The organism is Haloarcula sp. JP-Z28 (assembly GCF_011440255.1).
In the GTDB taxonomy this organism is placed as follows: domain Archaea; phylum Halobacteriota; class Halobacteria; order Halobacteriales; family Haloarculaceae; genus Haloarcula; species Haloarcula marismortui.
Genome location: NZ_JAAOHT010000017.1, coordinates 25415 through 39880, shown reverse-complemented (window position 1 = coordinate 39880; position 14466 = coordinate 25415). Strand labels below are relative to the sequence as shown.

Sequence of the window (14466 nt, the reverse complement as noted above, 5' to 3'; positions counted from 1 at the left end):
ATGACGGAAACAGGCCGACAAACGCACTGGACACCTGTGGTCACAAGCGCCGGCCAACAGAACGCAGGCTAGCCAGAGCAACTGTCACCGGCTGTCAGGCCCGATTGAGGGTTACTGTGAAGACGCTGCCGTCCACGTCCGGCTCACTGACCCATTCGTCGCGGTCTGCAATCGTGACCGTCCCGTCGTACATCTCTACCAGCGTATCCACGAGATAGAGGCCGATTCCTGACCCCTGACTCTTTGCCCCCATCTCCCCACGACCAAATATCTCTGTCTTCTGGCTATCGGGCACACCCGGGCCGTTGTCAGCGACGGAGACCTCGACTGTATCCGGGCTGACGTCCACTTCGACTGTGATCTCGGGGCTTGACTTATTGTTGTGTGTGACAGCGTTGTTCAGTAAATTGCGGAACACGGACGAGAGCAGATTGGTTGCCGAAACCTGGAGCGTCTCGGATAGTTCGCCATTGACTGTGATGGTTGCCGCCGAGTGTGCGGACTGTGACTTCTCGATTTCGCTCTGCAGAACGGGTTTGAGCGCAACGGGATGGAGTTCTGGTTCCCTGTTCCCTTCGAGTATCTCCATGAAGTCGCCGGCGGTTTCAGCGATACCGGCAATGTGCTCGCTTGCGTTCATAATCCGCTCAAGATGGTCCTGTCCGGCTGGTTCGACGTGTTCACGGAGCGCATCACCCCAGCCGAGAATGACTGTCAGGTCGTTTTTGATATCGTGGCGGATGACCTGATTGAGTAGAGCGAGTTCCTTGTTACGTCGTTCAAGTACCTGTTGCTGGCGTTCACGTTCGACAGCGTAGCTTAGTGTCCGCTGGAGGAGTTTCGGGTTGATGTCGCCCTTGACGAGAAAGTCTTGTGCGCCGCGTTCGACGGCCTCAATCCCGACGCTGTCGTCGTCGAGTCCAGTGAGGACGACAACAGGTTCGTCCCCGGCTGCTTCGAGCATCGTTTCGAGCGTCTCGAACCCGTTGCTGTCCGGCAGCCCAAGGTCCAGCAAGATAATATCAATCGATTCGTCCCGGGCATCGACCGCCGCAGACAACCGGTCGAAGTGCTGGATAGTCGGCACTGTTTGCTGCCCCGACCAGCCCGGCTCTTTGAGATACTCTTTGATGAGCCGCGCGTCGCTGGGATTGTCCTCCACGAGCAGGATATTGTATTGCTGTGTGTCAGTCATTGGTAGTTGAGCTACTGATTGGTGGCATCCAGAACCGCACTGCGGCGGTGATCATCTGGATAAATTCGTCGGGATCGGTCGGCTTCGTCAAGTACGCGTTCGCGGACGACTCATACACACGGCGGATGTCGTCCGGGTTCTCCGAACTCGACACAGTGAGGATAGGCACAGCGTCTAATTCCGGATCTTTTCGGAGATATCGGAGGATTTCAAGCCCTGACTTGCCTGGTATATTGAGATCAAGCAATACTAATTGTACCGACTCTGCGGGGACGCCACCATCGCCGGTCAACTGTTCGATGGCATTTCGGCCGTTGTTGTATACGCGGAAGTCGATATCCCGGTCGACGGCAGCGACACCCTCTTCGATGAGTCGTACGTCGGCCGGGTTGTCCTCAACCGAGACGACAAGCGGCGTCGGCTCACTCATGTTCCTCACCTGCGGCGGGAAGTGTCACGAAGAACGTCGAGCCCTCGTCTGGTGCCGATTTGACCCGTATCTGGCCGGAATGTCGGTCAACGATCTTCCGGCACATCGAGAGCCCGATACCAGTCCCGCTGATTTCTTCGCGCGTGTGGAGTCGCTGGAACACTTCGAAGATATCGTCCAGTTGGCTCGGTTCCATTCCGATTCCGTCGTCGGACACCGCGTACTCGACGGTATCGTCGTCGGACCGGACGACAGAAATATCCACGTGTGGCGTTTCTTCGCTGTACTTGATCCCGTTCTCGACGAGGTTCTGGAACAACTGAACGAGCTGGTTCGTGTCGCCGACGACGTGGCCGCCTGCATCGGGGACGTTCACGACCGCGCCGGACTCTTCGATGTTCACCTCAAGGTTTCGAGCGACTGTGTCAAACACTGCATCCATATCGGTTGATTCGAACGCCTGCCCGCGAGTATCGACACGCGAGTAGGCCAGCAGTGCCTGTATCATCTCCCGCATCCGCTCGGCTCCGTCAACGGCGAAGTCGATGAACTCCAGCGCGTCGTCGTCCAGCACCTCCTCATTGCGTCGTTCGAGGAGCGTGAGGTAGCTCGAAACGGTCCGAAGCGGTTCCTGCAGGTCGTGGGAGGCCGCGTACGCGAACTGTTCGAGTTCTTCGTTGGACTGCTCCAGCCGCTCGCGAGTGTCTCGCAACACCTGCTCGCGCTCGGCCCGACTGAGTGCCGTTTCGACGGTCGCAGCGAGGATTTCGAACAGCCCGCGGTCGGTCTCGGAAAATGCCCGCTGTTCGGTGGACCCACTTATCAAAATCCCCTGATCGCCCAGCGGCACGAGGGTCTCGGAGCGTATCGGTGTGTCGTCGTTGAACCGTGCCTCCACTTCCTGTAGGTCGTCGTAGACCCGCACCTCGCCGCTCTCGAAGGTCTCCCAGGCGAGCGATCCCCCTCCATCGAACGTCGGCTGCGTGCCCAGTAGCGCCCCCGCTTCATCTGTTAGTCCCGCCGGAACGAGTGCGTCCTTCCCCTCATCGTACCACCAGATTCCCGTCATCGGCAGGCCGAGTACCCGCTTTGCACTCTCGATAGCGGTAGACGCGACTTCCGACGCGTCGCTGGCCGACAGGAGTCGCTGTGCGGTCTCGTTGAGTTCGCGGAGCTTCGTCTCGACGGCCTCACCGGCGAGTTCATACCGCACCCACTGGACAAGGAGTTCGACGAACGCGCGCTCGCTTTCATCGAACTGGTGGTCTCGGTTGTCGCGGTCAGCAAAGCAGAGTGTCCCATAGAGTTCGCCGTTGACGGTCACTTTCCCGCCGACATAGCAGCCCAGTCCAAACATTTCATACGCGACGTCGTCCGGCCAGTCCTCTTCGACCGCGTTCTGAATGGTGAGCGGTTCGTCCTGCTCGATAGTCCGCCGGCAGTACGCCTTCGACATCGGTGCGGACGCCCCGGCCTGTAGCTCTGAATGGGAACCCGACGCCTCAACAATATGCTGTGTCCCATCGTCGATACGGGTCAAAAAGCCATACGGCAGGTTGAGTCGCTCACAGCCCAGTTCGAGTATCGCGGCCAATTTGCCTTCGAACCCACGGTCTGTATCGGATGCGACTTCGGTCATTTCGCGCAGTGACTGCTCACTCTGCCGAAGAGACTGTTCGAGTCGCTTTCGGTCAGTGATATCGATAAGGTAGCCCAGATAGTGCGTTATCTCGCCGTCGTTACGGATGATCTTCGTGTTGTCCGTGACCCACTTCACCTCGCCGTCGGCCGTGACCATCCGGTATGGGTCGTGACTGAACCGTTCGGTCTCGGTGTCGGTGTTTGCTTGCACCTCCGCGGTGACCGTATCCATGTCCTCGTCGTGAATCAGCGTCTTGTACGGGATGTCACCCGACTCCAGCTCTTCCGGCGTGAAGCCAAACGTCTCGGTGACGTTCTCCGAGACGTATTCCACAGGCCAGTCGGGTTCGTTTTGCCACTTGAATACGACCGCGGGACCCTGTGCGAACATATCACGCTCTTCTTCGAGAGCGTTCTCGGACTGCTTCTGGTCAGTGATATCCAGGTGGATACCGACAGCACGGGTCGGCTGGCCGTCAGAATCACGTTCAACGACTTCGCCGACGTCCCGAATCCACTTCCACTCACCACTCGCTGTCCGCATCCGATGGTCACAGTCGTACAGTTCTGCCTCCCCAGCGATATGTGCCTCCAGCGCGTCCTCGACGCGGTCCATATCCGCTGGATGGACGCGTTCTTCCCACGTTTCCAGCGTGTGGGCAATCTCATCCAACGAGAGGCCGAGCATCGACGCCCACTGCTCGTTGAACGTCACGGCATCCGTGGTCATGTCCCAGTCCCAGACACCGAGATTCGCGCCTTCGACGGCGAGGTCAAGTCGCTCTGTCAGCTCCTGCACGTCCTGCTCTCGCTCCTTTCGATCGGTGATGTCCTGAAAGATACCACGGGCCCCGACGACTTCGCCGTCGTCGAACTCGGGGTCGCCGACAGTCCGTACCCACTTGACCGCATCAGCCGCAGTGACGATACGCAGTTCCTCGTCGTACGGTTCGCCTTCTTCGACCAGCCGATCGAACACCGCATTGAGTGTCGGCCTCTCCTCTGGATGGTAGTAGTCGATGCCGTCCTCGACAGTAACGTCGGCATCGAGCGGCAAGTCATGAATGCGATACACCTCGTCCGTCCACCGCAGCTCATCTGTCTGGAGGTCGATTTCCCAGCCGCCGACGGACGCGATATTCTGTGTTTTCTCGAGGAACTCGCGGTTACGGACCATCTCCCGCTCGCGGGCTTTTCTATCGCTGATATCACGGGAGATGGCGATAAACCGTATCTCCCCGTGGACCTCTGTTTTCGATACCCAGACCTCAACTGGGAAGATACTCCCGTTCTTACGACGGTGATTCCCCTCAACCCGGCGTGTTTCGCCAAGTGCCATATCGCTCCACAGTGCACGAAGTTCCGTCCGGCTATGTCCGACCTCGAACTCGGCGACATTCACCCCGCACAACTCTTCGTAGCCGAGCTGGTCGATCTGAGTGGTGTTCGTGTCGATAATCTCGCCGTTCTCGTCGTGGACAATAATGCCATCGGGCGACTCGTCGAACAGCGCCCGGAGCCGTGCCCGCTTGCGCTCTAGTTCCTGTTCGCGTGCTTTCTGTGCCGTGACATCACGGGCAACGACTGCTGCCCGTTGTTCGCCGGCGGAGGTGAACGGTGAGAACAGACACTCCAGAATGTACTCCCCGGTCGGTAGTTGCAGCGGTACTTCACACCGCTCATTGACCTGTTCCCCATCGAGCGTTCGCTCTAATGTGTCGTTGAACGTTTTGTAATCAGCCTTGTCGGTAACCAAGCCGTCGAACAGTTCCATTATATCCTGTCCGAGAACCGAACGTGGCTCGACATCTCCCAACGAGAGCGTTCTTTCGTTTGCGTAGGCGAGTCGCCACTCATCATCAACGATGAACGCTGCCTCGTTCATGTTTTCGATGAGCGCCTCGTACTGTTCGAGTACGTTCTCTCTGGCTTTCTGCTCCGTGATGTCACGGTTCGTACAGATGAGTTTGCCATCGTCGAGCAGCGAGAGCGCTAGTTCCTGAGTGACCGGCGACCCATCGCGTTGCCGTCCGACCGTCTCGCCGCGCCACTGACCGTGCTCTTCCAGTTCCGGAAACACCTCCTGTCTGATTCGCTCGACTTCCTCGTCGCTGTACAACCGTCGCCACGAACTCCCGATGAGGTCGTCAGGGTCATATCCGAACACCGCCGCGTGCGCCTCGTTCATGTAGATGTACTCACGGTCGTCGTCGAGGACGGAGATGCCGTCCATCGATGCCTCCATCGCGGCCGACTGCATCTCCAGCTCGGCCTCGCGCTGTTTGAGTTCCGTGATGTCCGTTGAGACGCCCAGCACGGCGTCGCCGGGTGTGTCGACCGGGTCGTAGGGGATTTTCCTCGTCGATAAAATCCGCTCTATTCCATCAGTGGTCGTCAGCGACTCTTCGGAGATGTGCTTTGGCTCCCCGGAGTCGATGACGGCCCGATCGTCAGCCCGAAACTGTTCGGCCTCCGCCTCGCTGTCGGCGAACTCGGCGTCGGTTGCCCCCTCCAGTTCGTCGACCGTGGTCCCGTACGCGTCGGCGACAGCTTCGTTTGCCAGCAGGAACGTTCCCGATTCATCCTTTGCGAACACCAGCTGTGGGAGCATATCGATTATCTGCCGCAACCGCCGCTTACTCTGCTCGAGTTGCGCCTCCAGCTGTTTCTGTTCGGTAATATCCGTCGCCACGACGAGGGCCCGCCTCTCTCCGGACGCGATCTCGATTGGGACGATGTCGGTCTGGACGGTGTGCGAGCTTCCGTCTGCCTCGACTAATTCGTCCTCCTCGATGTGGACCGACTCACCGTTCTCAATGACCGCTGCATCGTCTGATTTGAAGTCTCGCTGTTCGTCCGAGAGCGCGAATTCGTCATGGGTTGCGCCCTCAAGCCTCTCGACGGCGACGCCGTGGGCCGCTGCCGCGGCCTTGTTTGCGAGCGTGTAAGTGCCGTCGGCGTCCTTCACAAATACCTGCTGCGGGATGGTGTCGATTATCTGCCGCAATCGTTCCCGCTCAGCGTTCGCTCGCTTCTGATTTCGCCGTCTGCTGATCTCTTTGCCCGCCCACTGTGCAACGATGCGGACGAACGTTTCCTCACTCTCTGAGAACGCCGACGCCCGACTACCTCCGTCCGTGAAGCTGAGGACTCCGTACTGCTTGTCGTCGACGGTGACTGAGACGCCGAGATACGCCGCTATCTCCCCCGATTCGGCGGCACGGTGCTCTGTGAACTCTGCCTCCTTCACGTCGTGGAACCCAAACGGTTTGCCGGTCGTCGCGACGCGCTCATCGAGCGTCGTGTCGAGGGGGCGTCGCTCAGTGGCTGTTGCCGTTTCCCCAGCGGTGAATACGTGACGGGGAATCCGCGTCTGCCCGTCTATCTCAGCTATCACACCAGTTTCAACATCGAGATAGTCGACCGCAAGCTTGAGCACTGCCGCCGCCTGCGTCGCGAACGGTTTCTTCTCGTCAGTCGTTATATCGTGAAACTGCTTGAGCACGCGATTGCGCTGCTCAATGCTGCGCTTGTAGTTGAGTTGGCTCGTCACGTCCCGGACCGTCGCGAAGAACGCGAACGTCCCATCCGCCTCTCTTTTGAGCGGCGTTCCGACTGTTTCTCCTTCGAACGTTGTCCCGTCCGCCCGCTCGTATTCGACGACGTATCGGTCGCGGCGCTGCGGGGCTTGCTCGTTGAACCGTTTGTCACCCTGGCGCTCGAACGTCTCGGGATCAGCGTACAACAACTGTGACTTCTCGCCGATGACCTCGGACGCGTCGTACCCGAATAGCCGCTCCGCCGCGGGATTGAAATCAGTGATTCGGCGGTCGGTGTCGGCAACGATGATAGCGTCCTCCGTCTCGTGGAACACGGACTCGAACAGCTGTTGACTGCGCTGGAGTTCGAGTTTTCGCTCGCGTTCCGCTGTCAGTTCGCGGAGGCACACGGTCAGCCCATCATTCGACGGGTATGCATGCACTACGAATCGGGTGTCACGGGGGCCAAACACCATCTCGAAGTGACAGGGCTCCTGTGTCTCGACCGCGTTGTGACACGCGTCAAACGCGGCCGAGTCGGCACTGTCCGGAAACACCTCCCAGAGCGACTCCCCGAGAAGTGTCGCCGGGTCGCGGTCGACAAGCGCAGCCGTCTGCTGATTGATGTAAGTGAACTGCCAGTCAGTATCGAGCGCAAAAACCGCCTCGTCGATGCGGCCGAAGACAGTTTCAGGTGTTGTTTCTTGCGCGATATTGTCAGTGCTCATTGTGTGTTGTTTGCCCGTAGTTGTTCGAGTGCTGTTTCAGCGGCTTTTGAGGGGTTCTCGATATCGTGTTCGAGCGTCTCGAGGCGCTTCTGGTAGCGGGTGTACGCGTCGTCGGCTGCCAGCTCGTCACCCGGCACTTCCGCCTCCAACAGCGCTAGCTTCGACCGGAGTGCCAGCAACTCCCTGACTTGCTCGTCGTACTCGGCTCGCTCGATAAGGTTCGCCACGGCCGACTGTAACTCATCTTTCAGCACCGGCTTGGTGAGATACTCGTCGAACCCCATCTCGAGGATTTCGACTTCTGGGTCTTCGGCAGTGGCCATAACCACGCGAGTGTCGTAGCGCTGCGAGCGGATCCAGTCGAGCACTTCATCACCCGTCAGTCCCGGCATCCGTCGGTCAAGGACGACGACATCCACGTCCGTGTCGAGTTGGTCTAGCGTTTCCTTTCCATCTCGTGCTGTCCGGACAGTGTACTCGTCTTCCAGCCACGTCTCATGCATGGTGATGACACGCGTATCGTCGTCAGCTATCAAGACAACGCGTTCTTCATCGTTACTGTCAAGATGTGTCTCGCCCCAGTCCGCGAGCGACTGAATGACTCCCTCCAATTCATCCCCACGTTCGGTTAGCGTATACTCAACGCGGAGGGGTTGCTGGCTGACCTCGGTCCGGTCGATGATATCGTGTTCCTGAAGCTCAGATAACGCGTCGGTTAGGACCTTCGCGGAGACACCGTCCAGTCGGTCCTCGAGGTCGCTGTAGCCCAGTCCATCGCTCGTCGCCAGACAGCGGATGATGGCCGGATGCCACTTCTTTGAGACGAGAGACACGCTCTGCTGGAGAGATTCGGGTAAGAGCGGACTTTCAGCGTCCGAAAAGACATCAGTCATACGATATTGTTGCACTGTCGGAATATAACGACTGTGGCGGTAGCGACACCTGGCTGAACCAGAATGCGGCGAACTCCTGAATGGCATCGGCGTAGGTCTCAATGTCGCTGGCACCCGAGATATGTCCGTTCACGCCGTGCTCGTACGCACTCTGTATGCGCTCTTTCGCCTCGTCTGGGGCCACTGTGTGATTGACAAGCGCAATAGCTGGAAGCGTCTGCAGTCGGGGGCTCGCCCGTATCGCGTTGAGCACGGTTAGCCCGTCGGCCGGGGCCGTCGTGAAGTCGATAGCGACGAGACAGGAGGACGCCACAGTGGTCTCGTCCTCACACATTGTCGTCAGGCGGTCGATTACTGTGCGGACATCTGCTGCAATGTCCATTGAGATGTCTTCGCGCTTGAGCCCACAAGAGATCACTCTGGCATCCATTGGGGTTGCACCGACGAGCAGGACACTCGCATGGTTGTCCCCGGAATCTGTGTTGCCCTGCATCACTCCGTGCCTCGGTATATGCTCCTCTCTTGTCTCCAACAGTGCATGCCAAACTGTTGCTGTAGCGTGTAAAGAGCGTGCGCTAACCAAAGGCTAAGCTAGTAACTAACTTCTGGGTAAGTGCAATGGCTCCCGCTGGATGTCGATGGCATTGACTCGAGCGAGATGCAGTCTCACTTCGCTGTCGCCTCCCACGACAGTAAACACGATTCACAGCGACGTGAAGAGTAATTTCTCCGAGACTGCGGCAGACCGACTGCAGTGCGAGGGGACGCCATCACAATCGGCCAGGCTGTATTAAGCGGTTGCTGGTCGGCGTCGGCAGCCTCACCACTCAGCGATGCTCTCCGTTTCAGACACGTACATCGGAGAACGGACTGCTGGGAAGCGCTCTCTACCCAAATTTCACGACGCGCCGAGATTTTCGCGTGAGCCACTAGACAGCCGTTTTCGGGGCACACTTTTTCAGCATCGCAAGACTGCTCTACTGTCCGTATCCCCACTCTTCGAGAATGTCGGCGAGGTCAACAACCTGCGCTAAACCGATAATGACCGCGGCTTCCCGAAGGTCAGCCTTCTTCACTATCTCACCGAGTTCCGACTCAACAGCTGACTAAGTCTGGCGCTAGGCATTCAGTATCGACTGCTGGAGGTGGAAACCAATATAGGGCGTCCGACCACGGCGTAGCAGCAGTAGATTTAGATAACGGCCAGAGAAACCAGCGTTTGATGCCTATCTCGCTGGTAACGTGGCTCCGTCTGTTCGGTGGTGTCGCCTTACTTCTGGGAAACAGCTTCTTTGTCACGACCGAGTTCGCGATGACCCGCGTCAGGCAATTTGAGGAGGGCGCGTTTCTCGGCAACGGACGTGGACTTGAACGCGCCTGGAACATGACCAAGCGGCTGGAGATATTCCTCACAGGCTGTCAGGTCGGAATCACCATCTGTAGTGTCGGGCTGGGAGTTGTCGCTGAGCCGGCTATCACAGCAGTTCTGGAGCCCCTGCTGGGCGCGGTTGGCGTCACCGGCGGCGGACACACGACGCTGTCCGTGCTCCTCGCGCTGGTAGTGGTCAATCTCATGCACGTTATCATCGGCGAGCAGGCACCGACGTATCTGGGAATCGAGCGTGCCAAGCTCGTCGCCGGATACGGCTCGGGCCCGCTGTACGTCTGGACAAAACTCATGTATCCGGTAATCATCGCAGCGGACTGGGTGGCGAAGGCGTTGCTGGGCCTCTTCGGCGTCGAAATATCCCGTTCGTGGACTGAATCAGAAGCCGAAAGCGCTCCCGCAACCACTCGCGCCGAACTGCGCAGCGAGATGGGTGAGTCACTCAGCCGACTCGATATCTCCAAAGAGCGACGAAGTGAAGTTATCAATGCCCTCGATATCGGCGCAACGCCAGTCAGTGAGATCATGGTTGATCGCAGTGACATCGTCGCGCTCTCGACGACTGACGACTTCGAGACGAACATGGACCGGATCGACGGGATGCCATACGTCCGCTTTCCGTTGATCAAAGACTCAGTGGACTCGTTCATCGGTGTCGTCTACGCCCCGACAGTGTTGCACAACTACGAAATGCTGGATTCGGGGGCGACAACCCTCGAAGACCTGGTAACCTCGCCGCTGACTGTCGCTGCTGAAACAACTATCAGTGACTTCATCGACCGGTGTCAGGCCGAAAATCAGGAACTCGCCCTCGTGGTCGCAGATGACGATGTCGTTGGTCTTCTCACCGCGACAGACGCGTTCGAGGCGATCACCGGTGAACTCGAAGACCCGATGGATCGCGCGGCCGAGTGACTATCGGCACAGAACGCATCAGCACAGCGCTGTTGTCAGCCCCATTCACCGGCCTTCAGGCGAGCCGTTAACTGGATGCTCTTGAGAAGTCCGCGCGGACGACACCGCCTGAATTCGGCTCGCCCTCCCCATGTTGATACTCCAGTCCCCGGACAGCCGTGATGGGTATCTGTTGATCTGCCTGTCCAAACAGCAATGCTACCCGGCGGGGAATTCGTCTGCGACGAAGTCGATGAGATCGCCGTCTGGTTCGACTCGGGCGATATCAAGACCGTGAAACGTGAGTTCTGTCAGCATTTGGATGTCGGAAACGGGATAGTTCAACGCGAAGACGATTGCACAGCGGTGGGAGTAGGCGAGATTTTGTCGAGATGTGTTCCACCGAGCATACCAACGTCCGAGACGAGAGACCGAAATTTGATCGTGGTTTAGTCGTACGGCGGGCGGGTTTATTGTGACAGGCTGTGTACCATCTCCCGTATGCCCGAAGAAGTTCTGTTCAAGTCAGAAAGTAACCAGAGTCGAGAAGCGATTGCATCGTACCTCCGGAAAGTCGCGGACAATCTCGACAGCGGAAACGATATTACCCTGAAAGCAGGCTCTGAGACTGTAACGCTGGCTCCCCCTGCCCGACCAACCTTTGAAGTCAAAGCTGAACGTGAAGGTCCAGCAGGCAACATGACTGAACTGAGTGTCGAGTTCGAACTCGAATGGGACGAGACTGATGGCGAGGACGGCGGCGGAAGTGGGCAGCTAGAAATCGAGTGAGAACTCCGCACACGCTGGGGCGTTGTCTGTCATTTCTGACTGACACAGGAGTGCTACTATCTTGTTCGAACCGTCCATCGGTCATTTGCTAACGGCTGCTCTGGCACACCAGAGACGACACAGACCACTGTGAAGATATCGAATCTTTTTGCCATCGGTCGTTAAACTCGCAGTCGTGAACCTCAGCAAGGGGTTTGTCCTCACCCTCATCGTCACCCTCCTCGTGCTAGCTGGCATGCTGATACGGCCGTTTCTCCAGTACATTCTCGGTGCTGTCCTCCTCGCCTACGTTCTCTATCCGCTACAGGTCCGCCTCGAAACGTATGTCTCACCGATGGTCGCTGCACTCTCGCTCGTGACGCTGGCAGTCGCTGGATTCGTCGCCCCGGTCGTAGTTGTCCTCGCGTCGGTGGCCGATAGTGCTGACCGGATACTCCGAGAGCTGGGCACCGAGCCGGTGCAGCTTGACGTAGTCGAATCCCGAATCAAGGAACTTACTGGCCGCGAGGTCGATATCGCCGGTGAACTCGTCAGTTCCGGGCGGGACATCGGAACGATCATATTCGAACGGTCGACCCAGGCGTTCAGTACGGTCACCTTCCATCTCATCGGGATTGCGTTAGCACTTTTTCTGATCTACTACCTTCTCAAAGACGGCGATGACCTGGTCGACTGGCTCCAACAAACAGTGCCCCTTCCGGTGGACGTCCAGCGTGATTTTTACGACGAAATCGACGACGTGATGCTAGGTGTCCTCTTCGGCCACGTCTTCGTTGCCATCGTTCAGGGAATTGTCGCCGGCGTCGGACTCGCCGCCACTGGCGTTCCCAATGCGCTGTTCTGGACGGCTATCATGGTCGTGCTCGCGATGGTCCCACTCATCGGGACAATCCCTGTCTGGGGTGGGGCAGTAGTGTACCTGTATGTCACGAACGAGCCACTGCTTGCTGTCGGGTTATTCCTTTACAGTGTCATCATTGTTGGACTCACCGACGACTATCTCCGGCCGTTCGCCGTCGATAGGTACGCGAAGCTCAATCCGGCCGTCATCCTCCTCGGTATCCTCGGCGGGGCATACGCATTCGGGGTTATGGGACTGCTCTTCGGTCCCGTCGTCCTCGGGGCGCTCAAAGCCGCTCTCCGCGTCGGTCTGGATATCTGGTCTCAGATCGACGACGGAAACATTGGTTGACCGACCGCTCCGAATCTGCCGACGATAACCTACTCTGCCGACGATAACCGTACACCCCATCAGCAGCGTCGACGGGTTACGGTGGCCGACACTGTCTCACCGTCGCCTGTCTATCATCGCGGCTCAAAGACGTGAACCGGCCAGTCGGTCTCGTAGTCAAGGGCGATTTCCTGCTCTGTGGCCGTCGGCTCACGCACCGTGAGTTCGACCGGGTCCCCAATGGTGACATCGGCGTAGTCGGCGGTGACGCGCCCAAGCAGGCGGCCACCGTCCGCGAGTTCCACGACGGCGACCGTGTAGGGCGCGTCCGCTTCGAAGGCCGGCGGCGGCGTGTGGACCGCTGTGTACGAGAATATCTGGCCCTCGCGGGACTGCGATTCGACGTCGACAGCGCGACTGCCACAGGCGTAGCAGGCCGGTCGCGGCGGCAACAGGACCTGTCCACAGTCCGCACAGACTCCGCCCAGAAGTTCGCCGTCTGCGAGGGCGTCGAAGAAGCCCGGTAGCGTCCGCGGGTCGGTCGCATCGAGGTCGCTGCCCGTCATGGTGCCTCCGCCGTCGTGAGCACGTGGCTGACGGTGACGGCATCCCCGACGCCTCCTTCGTTGAGCAACAGAGCTGTCTCGGCACCCTCGACTGCCCGGTCGCCCGCACCGCCCGTGAGCTGTTCGTAGGCTTCGAGCGCCTGCAAGAGCCCGGTGGCACCGATAGGGTGACCGCGGGCCTTCAGTCCCCCACTCGGGCTCAACTGCACGTCCGTCCAGCCGTCAGCCCGCTCCGCTGGTGGCAGGTAGCTCTGATAGCCCGTTCCTGCGGGAGCGAAGCCGGCGGCCTCGGCAAGCAGCGCCTCGCAAACGGTGAAAGCGTCGTGGACCTCCGCGATGTCGACGGCCGTGGCGTCGATGCCGGCTTCCTCGTAGGCCGTCTCGGTGGCAACGCGAGCGCCCGCGATATCGGTCATATCTCGCTCAGCGACTGCGATGTTGTTCGCAGAAGCCCCACTGCCAGCGACGCGCACCTGTGGTTGGTCAAGCTCGGCCGCCAGTTCGGCTGTCGTCACGAGGACGGCGGCGGCACCGTCCCCGACGGGCGCGCAGTCGTAGAGCTTCAGCGGCGGGGCGACGGGGTCCGATTCCAGCACGGTCGCCACGTCGATCTCTTTCGGGAACTGTGCCCGGGGGTTGCGAGCGGCGTTGGCGTGGTTCTTCACTGCGATCTCGGCAAGGTCTCGCTCCGTGGCGTCGGTCTCGTAGAGGTACCGCTGGCCGAGCAGTGCGTACTGGCTAGGCGCGGTGATGCCGGAGCGTTGCTCGATGGCGCGGTCGAATGCCGCCGAGAGCGCATCTGTCGCGCCGCTGGTGCCCGCAGACGTCATTTTTTCGACGCCGCAGGCAAGCACCGCCTCGTGTTCGCCGTTGCGAACGTCCTTGACTGCATGGCGTAGCGCGAGCGCGCCCGCGGCGGCACACCCCTCGACCCGCTCGGCGGGGACGTGACGGAGGCCGGCCCATTCAGCCAGTAGCGTCCCGTGCATGATCTGGTGTTCGTAGCTCTCCGACTGGTTCCCGACGTACACCGCCTCGACGATCTCGGCAGGGTCGGGCAGTTCGTCGAACGCCTCTGCAAGGGCCACTGAGAACAGGTCGCGGCCCGGGAGGTCTGTGCGGCCGAGCGGTGAGGCACCGACCGATGCGATGACTGGCTCTGGCATCTGTACCACTCACGTCTCAACAGACCTAGTTAGTCGTTCTCATTTTCTATATTTTTGATGTATTCGG

10 protein-coding genes are annotated in these 14466 nt (G+C 59.2%); 3 read left to right on the top strand and 7 right to left on the bottom strand.

Annotation, left to right across the window (positions count from 1 at the left end; all coding sequences use genetic code 11):
• Positions 1 to 94 precede the first annotated feature (94 nt).
• The 5 genes from G9463_RS09195 to G9463_RS09175 are packed head-to-tail and all read right to left on the bottom strand — an operon-like array spanning position 95 to position 8919.
• The gene (locus G9463_RS09195) at positions 95 to 1195 is read right to left on the bottom strand and encodes a hybrid sensor histidine kinase/response regulator (RefSeq protein WP_004966629.1); all 1101 of its coding nucleotides are present in this window, start codon (positions 1193 to 1195) and stop codon (positions 95 to 97) included.
• Complete coding sequence (locus G9463_RS09190) at positions 1188 to 1625, bottom strand: response regulator (RefSeq protein WP_165896526.1); 438 nt, start codon at positions 1623 to 1625, stop codon at positions 1188 to 1190. Before G9463_RS09190 ends, G9463_RS09195 begins: the two co-directional genes overlap by 8 nt.
• Complete coding sequence (locus G9463_RS09185; RefSeq protein ID WP_165896525.1) at positions 1618 to 7533, bottom strand: PAS domain S-box protein; 5916 nt, start codon at positions 7531 to 7533, stop codon at positions 1618 to 1620. Before G9463_RS09185 ends, G9463_RS09190 begins: the two co-directional genes overlap by 8 nt.
• On the bottom strand, positions 7530 to 8426 hold the full coding sequence (locus G9463_RS09180; protein ID WP_121304015.1) for a winged helix-turn-helix transcriptional regulator: 897 nt from the start codon (positions 8424 to 8426) through the stop codon (positions 7530 to 7532). The genes G9463_RS09185 and G9463_RS09180 overlap by 4 nt, the downstream gene beginning before the upstream one ends.
• On the bottom strand, positions 8419 to 8919 hold the full coding sequence (locus G9463_RS09175) for a response regulator (RefSeq protein ID WP_011224893.1): 501 nt from the start codon (positions 8917 to 8919) through the stop codon (positions 8419 to 8421). The genes G9463_RS09180 and G9463_RS09175 overlap by 8 nt, the downstream gene beginning before the upstream one ends.
• A 729-nt stretch (positions 8920 to 9648) precedes the next feature.
• Here G9463_RS09175 and G9463_RS09170 point away from each other — a divergent pair.
• From G9463_RS09170 to G9463_RS09155, 3 genes are all read left to right on the top strand, one after another.
• A complete protein-coding gene (locus G9463_RS09170) occupies positions 9649 to 10728 on the top strand; it encodes a CNNM domain-containing protein (protein ID WP_165896524.1) in 1080 nt (359 codons plus the stop codon).
• Between the two features lie 480 nt (positions 10729 to 11208).
• The gene (locus tag G9463_RS09160; protein WP_004966636.1) at positions 11209 to 11496 is read left to right on the top strand and encodes an amphi-Trp domain-containing protein; all 288 of its coding nucleotides are present in this window, start codon (positions 11209 to 11211) and stop codon (positions 11494 to 11496) included.
• Positions 11497 to 11671: 175 nt separating this feature from the next.
• Positions 11672 to 12688, top strand: coding sequence for an AI-2E family transporter (locus tag G9463_RS09155; protein WP_049919476.1), 1017 nt, complete (start codon positions 11672 to 11674; stop codon positions 12686 to 12688).
• A 113-nt stretch (positions 12689 to 12801) separates the two neighbouring features.
• Here the strand turns inward: G9463_RS09155 and G9463_RS09150 are convergent, their stop codons facing one another.
• Together G9463_RS09150 and G9463_RS09145 are read right to left on the bottom strand one after the other, a co-directional pair.
• Positions 12802 to 13233, bottom strand: coding sequence for a Zn-ribbon domain-containing OB-fold protein (locus G9463_RS09150; RefSeq protein WP_004966638.1), 432 nt, complete (start codon positions 13231 to 13233; stop codon positions 12802 to 12804).
• Positions 13230 to 14399 carry a beta-ketoacyl synthase N-terminal-like domain-containing protein gene (locus tag G9463_RS09145; protein WP_007188612.1) on the bottom strand — a complete coding sequence of 390 codons (1170 nt, stop codon included), beginning with the start codon at positions 14397 to 14399 and terminating at the stop codon, positions 13230 to 13232. The genes G9463_RS09150 and G9463_RS09145 overlap by 4 nt, the downstream gene beginning before the upstream one ends.
• Between the last annotated feature and the right edge of the window lie 67 nt (positions 14400 to 14466).

Excerpts from the sequence above, each read along its gene's own strand:
- G9463_RS09145 (WP_007188612.1), bottom strand. The coding sequence starts at position 14,399 with ATGCCAGAGCCAGTCATCGCATCGGTCGGTGCCTCACCGCTCGGCCGC.
- G9463_RS09195 (WP_004966629.1), bottom strand. The coding sequence starts at position 1,195 with ATGACTGACACACAGCAATACAATATCCTGCTCGTGGAGGACAATCCC.
- G9463_RS09150 (WP_004966638.1), bottom strand. The coding sequence starts at position 13,233 with ATGACGGGCAGCGACCTCGATGCGACCGACCCGCGGACGCTACCGGGC.
- G9463_RS09175 (WP_011224893.1), bottom strand. The coding sequence starts at position 8,919 with ATGCAGGGCAACACAGATTCCGGGGACAACCATGCGAGTGTCCTGCTC.
- G9463_RS09185 (WP_165896525.1), bottom strand. The coding sequence starts at position 7,533 with ATGAGCACTGACAATATCGCGCAAGAAACAACACCTGAAACTGTCTTC.
- G9463_RS09190 (WP_165896526.1), bottom strand. The coding sequence starts at position 1,625 with ATGAGTGAGCCGACGCCGCTTGTCGTCTCGGTTGAGGACAACCCGGCC.
- G9463_RS09180 (WP_121304015.1), bottom strand. The coding sequence starts at position 8,426 with ATGACTGATGTCTTTTCGGACGCTGAAAGTCCGCTCTTACCCGAATCT.
- G9463_RS09170 (WP_165896524.1), top strand. The coding sequence starts at position 9,649 with ATGCCTATCTCGCTGGTAACGTGGCTCCGTCTGTTCGGTGGTGTCGCC.
- G9463_RS09160 (WP_004966636.1), top strand. The coding sequence starts at position 11,209 with ATGCCCGAAGAAGTTCTGTTCAAGTCAGAAAGTAACCAGAGTCGAGAA.